The organism is Nonomuraea lactucae (assembly GCF_003313395.1).
Lineage (GTDB): Bacteria > Actinomycetota > Actinomycetes > Streptosporangiales > Streptosporangiaceae > Nonomuraea > Nonomuraea lactucae.
The window spans coordinates 1-15,708 of sequence record NZ_QNFZ01000222.1; the positions used below are offsets into that span (position 1 = coordinate 1).

At 69.9% G+C, this 15,708-nt stretch carries 16 protein-coding genes and 1 pseudogene; 4 read left to right on the forward strand and 13 right to left on the reverse strand.

The genetic code is table 11. From position 1 onward, the window contains the following. Positions 1-26 precede the first annotated feature (26 nt). The 4 genes from DQW85_RS13790 to DQW85_RS13800 all read right to left on the reverse strand — a co-directional run bounded on the left by DQW85_RS13790 (position 27) and on the right by DQW85_RS13800 (position 3,783). Positions 27-665 (reverse strand): DUF305 domain-containing protein, encoded by a 639-nt coding sequence (locus DQW85_RS13790; RefSeq protein ID WP_113700716.1) that lies wholly within the window; start codon positions 663-665, stop codon positions 27-29. Between the two features lie 61 nt (positions 666-726). Then, positions 727-1,128 carry a DUF6153 family protein gene (locus tag DQW85_RS13795; RefSeq protein ID WP_113700717.1) on the reverse strand — a complete coding sequence of 134 codons (402 nt, stop codon included), beginning with the start codon at positions 1,126-1,128 and terminating at the stop codon, positions 727-729. A gap of 182 nt (positions 1,129-1,310) precedes the next feature. Then, on the reverse strand, positions 1,311-2,036 hold the full coding sequence (locus DQW85_RS45820) for an HAD-IC family P-type ATPase (RefSeq protein ID WP_205315103.1): 726 nt from the start codon (positions 2,034-2,036) through the stop codon (positions 1,311-1,313). Next, on the reverse strand, positions 1,969-3,783 hold the full coding sequence (locus tag DQW85_RS13800; protein WP_205315104.1) for a heavy metal translocating P-type ATPase: 1,815 nt from the start codon (positions 3,781-3,783) through the stop codon (positions 1,969-1,971). The genes DQW85_RS45820 and DQW85_RS13800 overlap by 68 nt, the downstream gene beginning before the upstream one ends. 228 nt (positions 3,784-4,011) lie before the next feature. On the opposite strand from DQW85_RS13800, the pseudogene DQW85_RS48515 reads away from it, so the two are divergent. Next, positions 4,012-4,224: pseudogene (locus DQW85_RS48515) on the forward strand (ArsR/SmtB family transcription factor); the annotation flags it as partial. Between the two features lie 274 nt (positions 4,225-4,498). Here the strand turns inward: DQW85_RS48515 and DQW85_RS13810 are convergent. From DQW85_RS13810 to DQW85_RS13840, 7 genes are all read right to left on the reverse strand, one after another. Beyond that, entirely contained in the window at positions 4,499-5,347 is an 849-nt protein-coding gene (locus tag DQW85_RS13810; RefSeq protein ID WP_113700718.1) for an SDR family oxidoreductase, read from the reverse strand. Positions 5,348-5,407: 60 nt separating this feature from the next. After that, positions 5,408-6,385 (reverse strand): phosphotriesterase family protein, encoded by a 978-nt coding sequence (locus DQW85_RS13815; RefSeq protein ID WP_113700719.1) that lies wholly within the window; start codon positions 6,383-6,385, stop codon positions 5,408-5,410. 126 nt (positions 6,386-6,511) lie between these two features. Next, positions 6,512-7,981 carry a long-chain-fatty-acid--CoA ligase gene (locus DQW85_RS13820; protein WP_113700720.1) on the reverse strand — a complete coding sequence of 490 codons (1,470 nt, stop codon included), beginning with the start codon at positions 7,979-7,981 and terminating at the stop codon, positions 6,512-6,514. 68 nt (positions 7,982-8,049) lie between these two features. Further along, the gene (locus DQW85_RS13825) at positions 8,050-9,036 is read right to left on the reverse strand and encodes an ABC transporter permease (RefSeq protein WP_113700721.1); all 987 of its coding nucleotides are present in this window, start codon (positions 9,034-9,036) and stop codon (positions 8,050-8,052) included. Beyond that, positions 9,033-10,622 (reverse strand): sugar ABC transporter ATP-binding protein, encoded by a 1,590-nt coding sequence (locus DQW85_RS13830; RefSeq protein WP_113700722.1) that lies wholly within the window; start codon positions 10,620-10,622, stop codon positions 9,033-9,035. Before DQW85_RS13830 ends, DQW85_RS13825 begins: the two co-directional genes overlap by 4 nt. Further along, positions 10,619-11,602 carry a sugar ABC transporter substrate-binding protein gene (locus tag DQW85_RS13835; RefSeq protein ID WP_113700723.1) on the reverse strand — a complete coding sequence of 328 codons (984 nt, stop codon included), beginning with the start codon at positions 11,600-11,602 and terminating at the stop codon, positions 10,619-10,621. The genes DQW85_RS13830 and DQW85_RS13835 overlap by 4 nt, the downstream gene beginning before the upstream one ends. 99 nt (positions 11,603-11,701) lie before the next feature. Next, on the reverse strand, positions 11,702-11,860 hold the full coding sequence (locus DQW85_RS13840; RefSeq protein WP_205315106.1) for an AMP-binding protein: 159 nt from the start codon (positions 11,858-11,860) through the stop codon (positions 11,702-11,704). A gap of 193 nt (positions 11,861-12,053) precedes the next feature. On the opposite strand from DQW85_RS13840, the gene DQW85_RS13845 reads away from it, so the two are divergent. Continuing rightward, positions 12,054-12,980, forward strand: a complete 927-nt coding sequence (locus tag DQW85_RS13845) for an alpha/beta fold hydrolase (RefSeq protein ID WP_113700725.1) — start codon at positions 12,054-12,056, stop codon at positions 12,978-12,980. Here DQW85_RS13845 and DQW85_RS13850 read toward each other — a convergent pair. Together DQW85_RS13850 and DQW85_RS13855 are read right to left on the reverse strand one after the other, a co-directional pair. Next, positions 12,916-13,620: a TetR/AcrR family transcriptional regulator gene (locus DQW85_RS13850; protein ID WP_113700726.1), complete on the reverse strand. Its 705-nt coding sequence runs from the start codon at positions 13,618-13,620 to the stop codon at positions 12,916-12,918. The genes DQW85_RS13845 and DQW85_RS13850 overlap by 65 nt on opposite strands. A gap of 137 nt (positions 13,621-13,757) precedes the next feature. Continuing rightward, positions 13,758-14,234, reverse strand: a complete 477-nt coding sequence (locus DQW85_RS13855; protein WP_113700727.1) for a MaoC family dehydratase — start codon at positions 14,232-14,234, stop codon at positions 13,758-13,760. 126 nt (positions 14,235-14,360) lie between these two features. Here DQW85_RS13855 and DQW85_RS13860 point away from each other — a divergent pair, with 126 nt between their 5' ends. Further along, positions 14,361-15,584 carry an acyl-CoA dehydrogenase family protein gene (locus tag DQW85_RS13860; protein WP_205315107.1) on the forward strand — a complete coding sequence of 408 codons (1,224 nt, stop codon included), beginning with the start codon at positions 14,361-14,363 and terminating at the stop codon, positions 15,582-15,584. Further along, a partial coding sequence (locus DQW85_RS13865) for an SDR family NAD(P)-dependent oxidoreductase (protein ID WP_113700729.1) occupies positions 15,581-15,708 on the forward strand: 128 nt, incomplete at its 3' end. The genes DQW85_RS13860 and DQW85_RS13865, both read left to right, overlap by 4 nt.

Here is a 15,708-nt window from a genome sequence, read left to right on the forward strand (position 1 = left end):
CCGGTCGGGGCGCCCGGCGCGAGGCGTCAGAGCCGGTCGAGGATCTTCCGCATCTGCTCGACCTCGGCCTGCTGGGACGTCTCGATGGTCTTGGCCAATTCCTTGGCCTCAGGGTTGACGCCCTTCGCCTGCTCGGTCCTGGCCATCTCGATCGCGCCCTCGTGGTGGGCGATCATCATCTGCGTGAAGCGCTTGTCGAACGTGGCCTCCTTGGCCCCTTCGAGCTTCTTCATGTCCTCGGCTGACATCATGCCGGGCATGCCGTGATCCATGTGCCCCATGCCTTCCGTGCCGGTGGGCACGGGCTTGCCCCATTCCTCGAGCCAGCCCTGCATGATCTTGATCTCCGGGTCCTGGGCGGCCTTGATCTTCGCGGCCAGCTCCTTGACCTCGGGATCGGAGGCGCGGGTCTCGGCCAGCTCGGCCATCTCCACGGCCTGCTGGTGGTGCGGGATCATCATCTGCGCGAACGTCGCGTCCGCGTCGTTGAACGAGGCTCCCTGCCGCGTGCCGGTGGGCGTGGCGGCGACGCCGCCGGTCGTGGGCGTGGCGCGCCCCGACGTCGAACTGTCGCCGCCGCCGCAGGCGGTGAACAGGACGAGCGCGCCGGTCCCGGCGACTGCGGCGGACGCGATCCGCTGGATGCGCGATCGGTTGGTGAACATGGTGAAGCGACTCCTGTCGTGTCGGAAGTAGGTGTGGCCGTGTGTCGCGAGACTGATCGGCCTATACGCGAAGCACCGACACGCGAATGAGTTCGAGGGCCATGAACCGGGGTGGCGGCCTGCCCGCTCGACCCGTGTCCGGCCCGGCCGCGAACGGTGTCTCTCCCCGGCCGATCAGACGTCCGCGCCGGGCGTCCAGGAACAGCAGCAGCAGGGAAGTGAGCACGGCCAGGCACACCGTGCCGGGATCGAGGTCCGGCAGCTCTCCACTCGAGGAGACGGCGCCGTCCATGATCGAAGGCGGCATGTGTCCCATGGGCATCGACGCCACCGCCGTCTCACTCTGACCGTGAGAGGAGCCAGGATGGCCGAGGGTGTGCATGCCGCAGACGCCGATGACGAGCAGCACGAGCAGAGCCCACCGTGACAGGTGGCGCCCTCGGCCTACCACGCGTTCGATCATTCGTTCCCTGCACAGATGCCGCTACAACCCTCCCCAAGATAGGAGGAACGCCTGGCATGGGACGGCATGCGCTGCAGGTCGGCGCGCCGGTCTACGATGTGCTGTCGAACGAGGTCGGCGCGGTTCCCGGCTCTACCGCCACCGCGCGTGAAACCCTGGGGGGAAACGGGCGAAGTGCCCGCTCAGGCGTCGTGAGGCGCGGACGGCCGGGGCAGGTGGAGGCGTTTGAGCATGAGGGCGTTGACCGCGACGATGAAGCTCGAACCCGACATGGACAGGGCGGCGACCTCCGGCCGGAGCACCAGCCCGAAGGCGGGCTCGAAGGCGCCGGCCGCGATCGGCAGCGCGACGGCGTTGTAGCCGACCGCCCAGCCAAGGTTCTGGCGCATCTTCCTCAATGTGCCCCGGCCGATGGCCAGCGCCGTGGGCACGTCCAGCGGGTCGGAACGCATCAGCACGACATCGGCGGTCTCGATCGCGACGTCGGTGCCCGCGCCGATCGCGATGCCCAGGTCGGCCCGCGCCAGCGCGGGCGCGTCGTTCACGCCGTCGCCGACCATGGCCACCTTCCGCCCGCCGCGCTGCAGCTCGGCGATCTTGGCGGCCTTGTCGCCGGGCAGCACGTCGGCGATGACCGTGTCGATGCCGAGGCGTTCGGCGATGCGCCGGGCGGTGGCCTCGTTGTCGCCGGTCAACATGATCACCTCGATACCGGCCCGGTGCAGGGCGGCGACCGCCGCCGCGGAGGTCTCACGCGGGGCGTCGGCGATGCCGATGAGCCCCGCCGCCCGGCCGTCCACGGCGGCGAACACGGCGGTGCGCCCGCCCGCTGCCAGTTCCTCACGGCGGGCGGCCAGTTTCCACGGCGGCGAACACGGCGGTGCGCCCGCCCGCTGCCAGTTCCTCACGGCGGGCGGCCAGTTCGCCGGGCTCGACGCCCTCGGCGTCCATCAGGCGGCGGTTGCCGACGACCACGCGGTGGCCGCCCACCTCGGCGATCGCGCCGTGGCCCGGGACGTTCTCGAACGTGACCGCTTGAGCTGACGGCACCTCCGCCCGGTCGGCGTGGCGGACGATGGCCTCGGCCAGCGGGTGCTCGGACTCACGCTCGACCGCGGCCACAAGCCGGAGCAGTTCGTGCTCGGCGATTCCCTGGGCGATCACGTCGGTGACCTCTGGTTCCCCTTTGGTCAGGGTGCCGGTCTTGTCCATGACCACGGCCTGGACCCGGGCGGCGGTCTCCAGCGCCATCGCGTTCTTGAACAGCACGCCGCGCCTGGCGCCCAGCCCGGTGCCCACCATGATGGCGGTGGGGGTGGCCAGGCCCAGCGCGTCCGGGCAGGTGATCACCACGACGGTGATGGCGAACAGCATCGCCGTGCCCGCGGCGGCCCCGGACAGCAACCAGACCGTGAAGGTCAGCGCGCCGCCGACGAGCGCGACCAGCACCAGCCAGAACGCCGCCCGGTCGGCCAGCCGCTGGCCCGGCGCCTTGGAGTTCTGCGCCTGCTGGACCAGCTTGACGATCTGGGCGAGCGCGGTGTCGGCGCCGACCTTGGTGGCCCGGACGCGCAGGGTGCCGTTCCTGTTGATGGTCGCGCCGATGACCGTGGAGCCGGGGGCCTTGTGCACCGGCAGGCTCTCGCCGGTGACCATCGACTCGTCCACCTCGCTCCCGCCGTCGACGACCTCGCCGTCGACCGGGATCTTCGAGCCGGGACGTACCAGCAGGATGTCGCCGGCGGCGACCTCGGCGGTGGGGATCTCCACCTGCACGCCGTCGCGGATCACCAGCGCCTTGGGCGGGGCCAGGTCGAGAAGGGCGCGGATCGCGTCGTTGGCGCCGCCTCGGGCCCGCATCTCCAGCCAGTGGCCGAGCAGCACGAACGTCGCGAGCATCGCCGCCGCCTCGTAGAACACCTCTCCGCCGCCGGTCAGCGTGATGTACACCGAGTACAGCCAGCCGGCGCCGATCGCCACGGCGACCAGCACCATCATGTCCAACGTGCGCGCCCGCAACGCCCGCACGGCGCCGTCGAAGAAGATCCACGACGAGTAGAAGACGACCGGGAGGCTGAGCAGCAGCGCCCAGACGTCCTCACGCAGCCCGAGCGGCACCGGCAGTCGCAGTCCCAGCATCTCGCGGCCCATCGGCGACCAGATCGTGATCAGGACGGACAGCACCGCGGCCACCAGGAAGCGGTTGCGCATGTCGGCGGCCATGGCCTCCATCGACATGCCGCCGTGACCGCCGTGGCCCATCGCCTCGCGCGGAGACGGCACGTGCTTGTCGTGCTCGGCTGGAGGACGCACGTCGCGGACCGTCTGGACCGTCGCGGTTCCCTGGTGGTGTGCGTGGTCGTCCGCCGGCGGGTCGGGTTCGGCCATCGGGTCGCAGACATGGGCGGGCACCGACTGCCCGGCGCAGTGGTAGCCGCACTCCTCCACCCACCGGCGCAGCTCGGCCACCGAGGTCACCCGCGGGTCGAACACCACGGTCGCCGTCTGCGACACGGGGTTGACCTCCACCTCGATCACCCCTGGGTGGCGGCCCAGCACGGCGGCGACCACGTTCTGCTCCGACGCCCATTGCACGCCGCTCACGTCCAGCACCGCCGTACTGCGTTCCTTCAGGTCCTCTAGGTTCTCGCTCACCACGACCTCCCCGGCCTACAGCTACCGCAATATACGCCCTGGGGGTATAAGTGGCGAGTAGGCGGGCCTGCACGCCCCGATCCGGGTCCGCCTCACATCGGGTATGGCATTGCGGGCGAAGCCGGTGACCTGACCGTGCTGGATGCCCGTGCATGAGCAGCGTAGGACGTGTCATGTCCAGGACCAAAGCCTTCCCGCCAGCAGGTCACGGCTGGTTCGCGGACGGGCGGGGCCTCCCGTACACGGCTGTCCAACCATCTGGCCTGCCTTCGCGACTGCGGGCTGGTGGTCACGGTGCCGGTGGGCCGCCGCGTCCGCTACGAGCTGGCCGACCCGCGCCTTGGGCACGCGCTGGACGACCTGCGCAGCGCGGTCGTCGCGGTGGCCGCCGTCCCCGCCGACCGCAGCTGCGTCGAGACGCCCGAGAAGGGTTGCCGCTGATGGCCGCGATCCCGCCCGCCGTCACCCCGGGCCCGTCCGCGGCCCGCCGCGCGACCCTGAGATGACCTCCAGGCCGCGTCGGGCAGGTAGAGGTCGAGCAGCACCAGGTCGGGCCGCGGGTCGGCGATGCGGGCGAGGGCCTGTTCGCCGGTGCCGGCCGTGCCGATCACGCTGAAGCCGTCGACCTGGTCGACGAAAGCGCTGTTGACCTTCGCCACCGTTCCAGAGGAAGGCGTCCTGACAGTCCTGGCCGGACGGACGTGGTCGTCGCCGTTCACTGTTTCTGGTAGGCGCGCTGGTCGATCCACATCGGGTCCGGCGGGGGCGCGCCGGTCGTCCAGTACGCGTCGATGCGCTCGTCGCTCCAGCCCCGTTCGCGCAGGAACTGCTCGTCGATGATCTGCCGGCCCGTGCAGGCCTTCGGCTCGGAGGAAAGGATCTCCATCAGCGCGTCACACATGATCTCCGGAGTGCGCCACTGATCGGGGCGGCCCATCTTCTCCTCGGACCAGTTCTTCGTGGCGTAGGACTCGATCGGTGTCGCCGGCCACAGGCTGTTCGCCGCGACGTTGTCGTCGTGGTGTTCGGCGGCGACACCGATCGCCAGCCGGGTCATCCCCATCTTCGAGCAGTAGTACATCGCGTACCCGGGCGTGGCCTCGACCGCGATGGGCGGACTGTTCATGATGATGTGGCCCCACCCTCCGGCGATCATGTGTGGCAGGGCGTGGTACGTCGCGTAGTAGCTGGCCCGCAGGTTGACCTCGTACATGAGCGCCACCCTGTTGGGCGGGGTGTCGATGACGCGCTCCCACCAGAGCGCACCCGCGTTGTTGATGAGGATGTCCAGCCTGCCGAACTCGCCGACCGTGCGGTCGACCATGTTCTTGACATCCGCCTCGTTCCGGACGTTCACCTTGAGTGGCAGGGCGCGGCGGCCGAGGCGGCGCACCTCCTCGGCGACCGAGTAGATGGTGCCGGGGAGCTGCTCGCTGTCGGATTCGCTCTTGCCGGTGATGACGATGTCAGCGCCTTCCCGGGCGAGCCGCAGCGCGAATTCGCGACCCAGGCCGCGGCTGGATCCGGTGATCACTGCGACTCGACCTTGGAGGGGCTTGCTCATTGGTTCTCCTGTTAGTGGGTTTCGATGCGTCGGCGGTTTCGGCGAGGTCGTTCGGATCGGTCAGGGCCTGCCGGCGGACCCCTCGAAGTGGCGGCGCGGGTTGGCGACCAGGATCATGTCGATGTCGGTCTCGGTGAGCCCCGCTTCGAACAGGGCCGGCAGGACGTCCTCGCTGATGTGCCGGTAGTTCCAGTTCGGCGCGATTGCGTGCCTCTGCTCGGTGCTGATGAAGTCGATGAAGCAGGAGGCGTCGTGTGAGATGACGATGCTGCCCCCGTAGCCGCGCCGGACCAGCTCCACGATCGTGTCGATGCGGTCCCGCAGGGGGAGGAAGACGTCGAGCCCGAAGCGGTCCATGCCGAGCAGGGACCCGGCCTCCGCGAGCTTGCTGAGGTAGTCCAGGTCGGTGCTGTCGCCCGAGTGCCCGATGATCACCTGGGAGAGGTCGACGCCTTCCTCGGCGAGGACCCGCTGCACCACGAGCCCCGAGTGGGTGCCGGCGTGCGTGTGCACGGTGATCGGCGCACCGGTGTGGACGGCGGCCTGGCCGGCGGCCCGCATCACCCGCTCCACGCCGGGGGTGAGCCCGGGCTCGTCGATGGCGCACTTGAGGAACGCCGCGCGGACGCCGGTGTCGCCGATGCCCTTGGTGAGGTCCTTGATGAACAGGTCGGTCAGCGGTTCGGGGATGTCGACGAGAAGTCCCGGGCCCCGGTAGTGGAACTGGTGCGGGATGTCATTGAAGGTGTAGAGCCCGGTCGCGACGATGACGTTGAGGTCGGTCCGCTCGGCGATCTTCTGGATTCTGGGGATGTACCTCCCCAGCCCGAGCACGGTCGGGTCCATGATCGTGTCGATCCCGAGCCGCTTGAGCTCGTTGAGGTCGGCCACCGCGTCGGCGATCTTCTGTTCCTCGTCCCAGTCGTCCTGGTAGTTGTTGCGGTACTCCTCGCCGAGCACGAACACGTGCTCGTGCACCAGGGTCCTGCCCAGGCGGCTCGAATCGACGGGTCCGCGGGCGGTCTGGACTTCGGTCATGGAAGGCTCCTGACGGTCTCGGCTATCTTGTTCGGCAATGCTTGCTGTCGTTCGCCGCGGTGGCTCCGAGCTGCGAGGAAGCTGCGAGGGACCTGCGAGGGAAGCGCCGGGCGGGACCGCTCGGCGTCATGAGAGGGTGGCGCGATCGATGGCTCGCTTGAGGATCTTCCCGGTCGGCCCCTTGGGCAGCGAGGAAACGAATCTGAACAGCCTGGGCACCTTGTACGCCGACAGGCGCTCCTTGGCCCACGAGCGGAGGGCGTCAGGTGTGAGCTCGGCTCCCGGACGAAGAGCGATCACCGCGCCGACCTCTTCGCCGTAGTGCTCGTGGGGGACGCCGACCACGGCCGCCTCGACGATGTCGGGGTGCTGGTAGAGCACTTCCTCGACCTCGCGCGGGTACACGTTGTACCCGCCGCGGATGATGAGCTCCTTCAGCCGGCCGACGATCGTGAGGTAGCCGCCGTCGTCGAGAACCCCGAGGTCTCCGGTCCTGAGCCAGCCGTCGGCGAGTTCCTCAGCGGTCGCCTCCGGGCGGTTCCAGTAGCCCTTCATGACCCCGGGCCCCTTGATGAAGACCTCGCCCGCCTCCCCGGCGGGCGCGGGCGCGCCGTCCTTGCGGATCTCGACGGACGTGCCGGGCACCGCGACACCGACGGTTCCCGGGCGTGGGGGAGCGTTGAAGGTCCCCAGCCCGGTTGTCTCCGTCAGTCCGTAACCCTCGAGAATGGTGCATCCGAAGCGCTCCTGGAACGTGCGGAGGACCTCGACCGGCAGCGACGCGCCGCCTGAGACCCCCAGGCGCAGGTCGGCCAGGTCGGCGGGACCGAACCCCTCGGAGGCTTGCAGCATCGCGTTCCACATCGTGGGAACGCCGGCGAAACCGGTCAGGCGGTCGCGCCGCACCAGCTCCAGTGCCTCGCGCGCGTCGAACCGCGTGAGCAGGGACAGTGAACCGCCTGCCGCCAAGACGGTGTTCATGATCACCGCTTGACCGAAGACATGGAAGAGCGGCAGCGCGGTGCCGAAACGGTCGGCATCGGTCAGGGCCATCACGCGCCGCACAGCGTCCGCCGTCGAGAGCAGGTTCGACGCCGTGAGCTCCGCGCCTTTGGGGTTGCCCGTGGTGCCCGACGTGTAGAGGATCACGGCCGTGTCCGCGGGGTCCTGTGGACACGGCTCGGCGAGCGGTGTGACGTCGAAGGACGCGCCGGGGTGAAGCTTCCAGTGCTCGACGTGTACGCGTCCGGCCGCGGCCTCGGCGGCTGCGTCGCACTCGTGCCAGCCGAGCACCAGGGTCGCGCCGGAATCCCGCAGGACGTACTCGATCTCGGTGGAGGTGGCCATCGGGTTCATCGTGATGACCGTGAGTCCGGCTGCCTGGAGTCCGTAGTACGCGATGGGGAACTCGAAGATGGTCGGGGCGATCAGGACGACGCGTTCCCCGGGCCGGAACCCGGCCAGCAGCACGGCCTGTGCCACCTGGCCGCATGCAGCGCGCAGTCGGGAGTAGGTCAGGTTTCCACGGTCTGATCGGATGGCCGGCCGAACGGGCTCCTGGTCGGCTCTCGCCCAGAGGTGAGATGCGATGTTCATGTGAGTCCTCCCCGGCTTCTGTGACCAGGTTCCGGCAGTCTAGTCGAAGTTGAAGTCGGATTCAATATTTAGGCCGCGGCCCTGCGCCGCGCAACCGTGCCGACGCCGACGCCGACGATCAGCACGACGCCCTGGAACAGGTACTGCCAGTACGTCTCCATACCCAGCAACGCGATGGCGTTGAAGCCGACCGCGACGGTGACGACACCGACGATGGTGCCGAGGATGTGGAACTGGCCGTCGCGCAGGACGGCCGAGCCGAAGAACGCCGCCGCGAACGCGGCGAGCAGGTAGGTGTCACCCGCCGAGACCGCGGCGCTCCCGGTACGGGTCGCGAGGAGCACGCCGGTCAGGGCGGCGAGGGTGCCGCAGATGACGAAACCGATGACGCGCACGCGGTTGACCCGGATGCCGGACAGGCTCGCGGCGACGGCGTTGCCGCCGACCGCCTGCATCGACTGTCCGAGCACCGTGCGGTTGAGCAGCAGCCAGGCGAGCACGGCCAGTCCGACCATGATGTAGACCGGGTACGGGATGCCGGCGAACCGTCCGAGGCTGATCTGCAGGAAGGCGTCGGGATCGCGCAGGCTGACGGGCAGGCCGCCGGCGATGGCGTAGTTCGCGCCGACGGCCACCGTGCCGATCCCGAGAGTCGCGACGAGCGCGTTGACGCCCAGGACCGTGACCACCAGGCCGTTGAGCAGGCCGATGACGACGCCGACCGCCACACCGGCCAGGATCGCCAGCGGGATCGACACGTCGTCGAGCATCAGGGTGCAGGCGATGACCCCCGCGAGGCTGGCGGTGCTGCCGATGCTCAGGTCGAACTCCCCGGTGACCAGGGTGAACGTCAGCCCCATCGCGATGACGGCCGACAGCGCGCTCTGGTTGAGGACGTTGACCACGTTGCTCCCGGTGGCGAACGTGTCGGGTTCGAGCACCGACATGACCACGATGAGCGTGGCGAGCATGATGAGCGCGCCGTACCGGCCGAGCCGCTGCCACAGGTGCGCCGACCAGGGCTGGGCGATGGGGGGCTGGAGTGTGGTGATCATGCGATCTCCTGGTCGTCGACGTGCGCGAAGCAGAGTTGGGTGAGCCGGTCCTTCGTCGCGCCGGCGCCCTCGACCGAGGCGACCACCGTGCCCCCGCGCACCACCAGCACCCGGTGGCAGACGGCGAGCTCGTCGAAGTCGCTGGAGATCATCAGCACCGACGTCCCCGTGGCGGCGAGCTCGGCGACGATGCCGTAGATCTCCGCGCGGGCGCCGACATCGACGCCCACGGTCGGTTCGTCGAGGATCAGCACGCTGGGCTCGTTGCGCACGTACTTGCCGACGACGACCTTCTGCTGGTTGCCGCCGCTGAGCCGGTGGACGGCCTCCTTGGGGGAGCGCGACTTGACCGCGAAGCGCTCGATCAGCGACCGGGCGATCCGCCGCGACGCCCGGGGCCGGTGCACGGCCGACATGCGGGGAGTGGCCCCCACCGCGGCCATCTGGAGGTTGCTCTCGATGCTGTCGGCCAGGACGAGGCCCTGGCTGCGTCTCTCCTCGGGGACCAGGCACACTCCGCGGCGGATCGCCTCGTGAGGTGTGCGCGCCCGGTAGGGCTCGCCGTCGAGAACCATCTCGCCCTCCGTCGCGGCGTCGGCGCCGACGAGCAGCCGGGCGATCTCGGTCCGGCCGGACCCGACCAGTCCGGCGATGCCGAGGATCTCGCCCTCGTGCAGGTCGAAGTCCACTGCGCGGACTCGGGGAGGCCGGCCGAGGCCGCGCACGGACAGGCGCACCCGCTCGCCGCTCGGCGCCGCGGGGCCACGCCTCTCGATCGACTCGACCTCACGGCCCACGATGTGGTGGGTCAGCGTCCGGACGTCGAGCGACTCGGATCCGTAGCTCCCGACTACGCTCCCGTTGCGCATGACGCAGATGCGGTCGGCGATCCGCAGCACCTCTTCCAGGCGGTGGGAGATGTAGAGGATGCCGACGCCGCTCGCGGTCAGCTGCTCGATCACCCGGTACAGGCGCTCGGCCTCCTCGTCGGTGAACGAGGCCGTGGGTTCGTCGAGCGCGACGAGGTGGGCCGGTCGCATCAGGCCGCGTCCGAGCGACACCATCCACCGCTCGGCCACGGGGAGCCGCTCGACGGGGACGTCGAGCACGATCTGATGACCGAGCATCTCGCCGACCTCCCCGGCCCTGGCGCGCAGCGCCTTGCGGTCGAGGATGCCCAGCGAGCGGGTCGATCTCAGTCCCATCGCCATGTTCTGCAGCCCGGTGAACTTCGGCACCAGGTTGAGCTCCTGGTGCACGAAGCTCAGACCCAGCTCGGTGGCGGTGCGGGGGCTGTCGATCTGGACCTCGCCACCGTCGAGCAGGATCCGGCCCGAGTCCGCCTGCTCGGCGCCCGCGAGGATTCTCACCAGGGTCGACTTGCCCGCACCGTTGGCTCCGCAGAGGGCGAGAATCTCGCCCGGCGCCAGCGAGATGGAGACGCCGTCCAGCGCGCGCGCCCCGCCGAACTGCTTGGAGATGCCCTCCATGCGCAGGCTCACCCCGAGCCGCCGTGGCCGCTGCCCCGGGTCGGCCTCCTCCGCGTCGCGCACGGCCGGGCCCTTCGTCTGGATCGCGCGGTTCATTTGGCGGCCGGGTACTTCTTGACGAACTCGTCGTAGTTTTCGGTGGTGACGAGGAACGTCGGGATGGCGACGTCCTCGGGCTTGGCGTCGGGCCCGGCCGCGATGATCGCAGGCGTTCTCTGCGCGATGGCCAGGCCGATGGCGGCGACGTCGACGAAGGCGGTGGCGCGCAGGTCGCCGGCCTTGACCGCGCGCAACGCGGCCGGAGTGCCGTTGATGCCGTAGACGCGGACGTCGTCACGGCCGGCCTGGCGCAGGGCGCTGACCGCGCCGAGGGCCGGGTCGTCGAAGCAGCCCCAGACCGCCAGAGGTCCGCTCCCGGCGGGGTGCTTGGCCAGCCACGCCTGAGTGAACCGGGTGGCCGCTTCGACCTGTCCGGGGATCGGAACCTCGTTGCGGGTCACCTGGATGCCGGTGCCCTTCACCGTGTCCATCAGCTGTTCCTCGCGGCCGAGGCACGGCAGACCGCTCTTGTAGCCGAGGACCAGCAGGTTTCCGGTGCTCCCGAGGTCCTTGACCAGCAGCTTGGCGCCCTCGGCGGCGTTCGGCCGGCCACCGTCCATGTTGATAGGCACTCCGGCGGCGGTTCCGCCCGCGAACGAGATCACAGGGATCCCCGCGGCGGTCGCGGCCCGGACCCCCGCGGTGAGCGAATCACTGGGGAACACCGTGGCGACGATCGCGTCGACACGTTTCTGGACGTAGTCGTTCATCGCGCTGATCGCCTTGTCGACCGAGCCCTGCGGATCGACCTTGCTGACCTCCCACCCCTGCTTCTGGGCGTACTCCACGTACGCCTTGATGGCCGTCTCGCTCGTCTCGTCGCTGGACGCGAACTGGACGATGCCGATCGAGTACGTCTTGCCGGCGCCCTTGTCGGAACCGTTGTCGGAATCCTTGCCGGGCGAGCCACCACAGGCGGCCGCCATGACCATGAGCGCGGGCAGCGTCGCCCTAACCGCGATTCTCCGGAACTTCATCGATCATCCTCGTGCTGGTGCTTGGTACGGACGGGGTGGAAAGCCTGGACTTGTACGCCGGCAGCCGCTGCCCGGCCCACGCGCGGATCTCCTCGCCGGTCACCGTGGAGCCGGGGGAGAGCACGGTGACTGCGCGGTGGCGTCGGGACCGTTCCAGTAGCCCTTCATGAAGGTGGGCCCGGTGATGTACACCTCGCCCACCTCGCCGGGGGGCAGGACGTATGCGGCCGAGCGGACCGCGCCGGCGACATTGACCATGCTGGCCCACCTTCGCTGTGTGACGTCCGCCACCTGCCACGGGAACGTCTTGAGCGGGAACGTACTTGAGATCGCACTCATCTTCAAGTGTGAATGCCGATATCGCTCGGCGGGAACCTGTAGTGCGGGCGCGCTGGGCCGGGACCTGAGGTGAATATGGCTTCAGGTTGGTGGGCGGCCTAGAGTACGGCCCATGGACTCACTCACGCCCGCCGTCATCCCCGTCAACGGCATCGACCTGAGCACCTACGTCGTAGGGGAGGGGCCGGTCGTCGTGCTCGCCCACGGGTTCCCCGAACTGGCCTACTCCTGGCGCCACCAGGTGCCGGCGCTCGCCGGTGCCGGGTACCGCGTGGTCGTCCCGGACATGCGCGGCTTCGGGCGCAGCAGCCGGCCCGCGGACGTGGGCGCGTACCACGCCGGCGAGCTGGCGGCCGACCTCGTAGGCCTACTCGACGCCCTGGACGAGCCGGAGGGCGTCTTCGTCGGGCACGACTGGGGCGCCTCCGTGGTGTGGCACGTGGCGGTCGCGCACCCCGGCCGCGTCCGCGGGGTCGCGGGCCTGAGCGTCCCGTACGCGCCGCCGGCGCCCGCGCCCCCCACGCGGATCCTGCGCAAGCGCCTCGGTGACCGGTTCTACATGATCTGGTTCCAGGAGGAGGGACCCGCGGACGAGGCGCTCGCAAAGGACGCCCGCGGCACGATGGCGGGCTCGTTCTCCCCGGGCCCCGAGCTGCTGGGCTCCGAGCGGCCGGGCTCGGAGCTGCCGGGCTGGCTCAGCGAGGCCGAGCTGAAGGTCTACGTCGACGCGTTCGAGCGCACGGGGTTCACGGGCGGGCTGAACTACTACCGCAACCTCGACCGCAACTGGGAGATCGCCCGCGAGCTCGGGGTGCGCGTCATCGAGTCGCCGGCGCTGTTCGTCACCGGCTCGGAGGACCCCGTACGCCGGTTCATGCCCGCCAAGCACCTCGAGGACGCGTTCACCGACCTGCGTGGCAACGTCGTCCTCGACGGGGCCGGGCACTGGATCCAGCAGGAGCGGGCCGACGAGGTCAACGCCCTTCTGCTGCGGTTCCTGGAGAGTCTGGACCGGGAGCCGCCCGCGGCGCGATCTTGAGTGCGTTGATCCAGAGCTGCGTCAGCGTGTCGGTGAGCTCGTCGAGGTCCCAGTCCTCGCCCAGCACCCAGTTGGTGTAGGCGGTGCGCGCGACCATGCCCGACAGCGCGCCGGCGGCCAGGATCGGGTTGAGCGCCGGGTCGGCCAGCCCGCGCGCCTGCAGGTCCCGGATCGCGCGCGCGTTGCGGCGCATGAACGCGTCCGAGCGGCGCTTGCGGAGCTCGCGGAACTTGTCGTCGATGTTGGCCACCTGCTCCAGCAGCCGCATCAGCTTCGCGTTGCGTTCGTACGACTGCAGGTAGGCGCGGGTGCTGGCCGCGATCACGCTCACGGGGTCGTCGCTGTCGGTCATCTCGTGGACGTGGGGGTGGAGCATCTCCTCCTGGATCTCCTCCAGCACGGCCTGGAAGATCTCCTCCTTGCTGGTGAAGTAGGTGTAGAACGAACCAGCGGCGGTGCCGGCCTCCGTCGTGATGTCCGCGAGCCGCGCGTCGAGGAAGCCGTCACGCTCGAAGACCTTGCGCGCCGCCTGCACGAGCCGTGCCCTCGTCCGCGCGCCGCGGGCCGTGCGGGGGGGCTCGCGCTCGGATGCGGTCGCGCTCGCCTCGCTCTCCCGGCGGGACGTCGTCGGCCGTGCCATGCGCGTCTCCTTCACTGGGTCCTGACGTCCACTTGGTTCTGACGTCGTCTTCTGGTGTGTGCTGTTCAACGATAGTCCGGGACAGGGCGGCTCGCGGACACGAATCGCGCCGTGGACCGCCTCCCGCGGCCCGGCCCTCAGGAGCGCTCGACCACCCGCGCCACCGACTCCGCCACGCAGACCGGCCGGTCCGCGCCCTCGCGTTCGAACGTCTGCCGGAAGCGGAGCTGGATGCCGCCGGTCACCTCGGCCACGTCGACCAGGGTCGACGTCATGCGCACCCGCGAGCCCACCGGCAGCGGGGCCGGGAAGCGGACCTTGTCGTAGCCGTAGTTGAGGCCGTGGGCGAACCCCTCGAACGACAGGAGCGCGTACAGGAACGCGGACTCCAGCGAGAGGGTGTACAGCCCGTGCGCGATCGTGGTGCCGAGCGGGCCGGCCGCCGCACGCTCGGGGTCGACGTGGATCCACTGGTGGTCGCCGGTGGCGTCGGCGAACGCGTCCACACGCTCCTGGGTGACCTCGTGCCAGTCGGTCGGGCCGAGCTCCTTCCCGATGAGATCCCGGAGTTCGTCGAGGGAGCTCGGGGTGAGCGGGTAGGCGTTCTCCGGCATCGCGGCCTCCTTGACGCGGCGCGGGGCACGCCGCCCAGACTTGAACTTGAGATAGACTTCAACTATACAATGTTCGCACCCGTTAGCCGTCCGCCGACGCATCTGAATGAGGAGAACGCAGTGTCGATGTTCGAAACGTCTGACCGTGCGAAGAAGTACTCCGAGGAGCTCTTGGACTTCATGGACAGCCACGTGTATCCGGCTGAGGCGGTGTACGAGGAACAGATGAGATCCTCCGATGACCCGCACCACCACCCGCCGGTCCTCGAGGAGCTCAAGGCCGAGGCGAAGCGGCGGGGCCTGTGGAACCTCTTCCACCCGCATCCGGAGTGGGGACCGGGGCTGTCCAACTTCGAGTACGCCCCGCTCGCGGAGATCATGGGCCGCAGCCCGCACCTGGCGCCCGAGGCGTGCAACTGCGGGGCGCCCGACACGGGCAACATGGAGGTGCTCACGCTCTTCGGCACCGACGAGCACAAGGAGAGGTGGCTCAAGCCGCTGCTCGACGGCACGATCCGGTCGGCGTTCGCGATGACCGAGCCGGGCGTGGCCAGCTCGGATGCGACGAACATCGAGTTGCGGATGGAGCGCGACGGCGACGAGTACGTCCTCAACGGGCGCAAGTGGTTCGCCTCCAACGCGATGCACAAGAACTGCAAGGTGCTCATCGTCATGGGCAAGACCGACCCGGGCGCCGCCACCCACCGCCAGCAGTCGATGATGGTCGTCCCGATCGACGCGCCCGGCGTCACCCTCGTGCGCAGCCTCCCGGTCTACGGGTACGTCGACCGCGAGGGCCACGCCGAGATCGTCTTCACCGACGTGCGCGTCCCGGCCGGCGACGTGCTGCTCGGCGAGGGCGAAGGGTTCGCGATCAGCCAGGCCCGTCTCGGCCCGGGACGCATCCACCACTGCATGCGGGCGATCGGCACGGCCGAGCGCGCGCTGGAGCTGATGTGCACCCGGGCGCTGGCCCGTGAGACGTTCGGGCAGCCGGTCGCCGAGCGCTCCAACATCCAGGACTGGATCGCCGAGGCGCGCATCGAGATCGAGAAGTCGCGCCTGCTCACGCTCAAGGCCGCCTGGATGATGGACCAGGTCGGCAACAAGGCCGCCCGGATGGAGATCGCCGCGATCAAGGTCGACGCCCCGAACATGGCGCTCCAGGTCGTCGACCGCGCCATCCAGGTCCACGGCGGCGGCGGTGTCACCAACGACTTCCCGCTCGCCTCGTTCTGGGCCCACCTCCGTACGCTGCGCCTGGCCGACGGGCCGGACGAGGTCCACAAGCGCACGCTCGCCCGCCAGGAGCTCCGCAAGTACGCCGGGACGACGGAGAGCCGCCGATGACGGGCCCCGCCGGGCTGGCCGGCCGTACCGCGATCGTGACCGGCGCCTCGCGCGGCATCGGGCTGGGCGCGGCTGAGGCGCTCGCCGCCGCGGGCGCGAACGTCGTGCTGACCTCCCGCAGCAC